This is a genomic window from Providencia sp. PROV189, from assembly GCF_028480065.1.
GTDB lineage: Bacteria > Pseudomonadota > Gammaproteobacteria > Enterobacterales > Enterobacteriaceae > Providencia > Providencia stuartii.
In genome coordinates this window covers 1-1,402 of the sequence record NZ_JAMPOG010000082.1, presented here as the reverse complement: position 1 = coordinate 1,402, position 1,402 = coordinate 1, and the positions used below count along the sequence as shown (strand labels likewise).

Below are 1,402 nucleotides of genomic sequence, written 5' to 3'. Positions count from 1 at the left end.
TTAAAGGTCAGTGGCTAAAAGCTGCGGGTTTTGAGACAGGCTTCACTTTTACGGTAAAGATTTTAAACGGCTGTTTGGTGTTAATCCCCGACAGCGAAGATACCCGAGCGATTAAGCAACAAAACCAACAGCAGCAAGCACAACTCTGTGCCATCAAACACACCATGCGTGAGTTGATGGTGGAGTATGTTAGAGACTAAAGGCTAAACTGAATGGCTCTTAATAATGTCTAACTAGAGGATAATTCTTCTAGTTAGACATTATTTAATCAACATATTTAGCTCCGGCTTTTAAAGGTGAAAATCCCTCAGGCCAGATTGTATTTTTATCAAAGATTGCGTTGATAAAAGTTGCATCCATAATTCTACTAGCATTCATATTAGCCCCTTTTAGATTTGCATTATTCATATTTACAGCAAATAAATCTGCATTTTTTAAATTAGCTCCCTCTAAATTAGCGTCCTGAAAAAATGCGCCACTGAGTTTAGAGTTTACTAACTTACAGTTAATTAATGATGAACCTAAGAAGTTAGTATTCATCAATAATGAGCTAGTAAAATTGGTATTATTTAATATGCAATATGCAAAATTGGCACTACGTAAATTAGCTTGCTCGAAAGATGCGTGTTGTAAGGATAATCCTTCAAAAATTGCCGTATGTAATAATTCCCCAGAGAAATCATAACCATCTAAGGTATCACTATCTATTTTTTTTATTTCATCGGTAGATTCAAAATAGAGGTTTATCATTTAATAGTTCCCCCAATCAAAAGTATCTACCTTTGTTTCAGGAATTTTTCCTACAATTTTACCAGCCACATAGCGATGGTTACTTTCAACGATAATATTACCATCAACCTTTATTGGTGGAGCAACATCACCTTTTAATAATCGATCAACATAACGTTGAATAGCTGGTAAGGATACAGAACCTTGGACGGTTTGCATCGTATCCCCTTCCAGTGCACCTTGAATAATGTCAGAGGTAACATATGTACCTTTTGTAATTAGAGGGCAACACATCAATCCTAGTGGATCAATATATTTCGTCGGACAGTGCACACACCCATACGGATTCAGCCCACTAACCAGCCCTATCGGATCTGGTGAAATAGACTGCCCGCTGTCTTTATCATAGTACCGAAAGCGGTTGTAATACAACCCCGCTTCGCGGTCTTCATATTGCCCCGCAAAACGAAAATGGCATTCGGTATAATTTGGGGCATTGCCGGCTCGACTGTCGTGAGACTGTCAAAACGCCATTTGACTCCATGTATTGAGGGGGCCCGTTTAACTGACCATCCCTTTATCAGTAAACATTTCTCGGGAGGTTCCTTGATGGTCTGTGACCATAGCGTGCAATTGCCCCTTTTGATAGCGAGCGGTAGGGGTGATGGCCCCC

2 protein-coding genes and 1 pseudogene are annotated in these 1,402 nt (G+C 39.5%); 1 reads left to right on the top strand and 2 read right to left on the bottom strand.

Going from position 1 to position 1,402, the window contains the following annotated elements:
* Positions 1 to 200, top strand: a 200-nt coding sequence (locus tag PR833_RS20310) for a SymE family type I addiction module toxin (RefSeq protein WP_272526490.1), incomplete at its 5' end; no start/stop codon positions are given.
* Positions 201 to 264: 64 nt separating this feature from the next.
* Here the strand turns inward: PR833_RS20310 and PR833_RS20305 are convergent.
* Positions 265 to 750 carry a pentapeptide repeat-containing protein gene (locus tag PR833_RS20305; protein ID WP_272526489.1) on the bottom strand — a complete coding sequence of 162 codons (486 nt, stop codon included), beginning with the start codon at positions 748 to 750 and terminating at the stop codon, positions 265 to 267.
* Positions 751 to 1,200, bottom strand: a pseudogene (locus PR833_RS20300) (RHS repeat-associated core domain-containing protein); the annotation flags it as partial.
* Positions 1,201 to 1,402 lie beyond the last annotated feature (202 nt).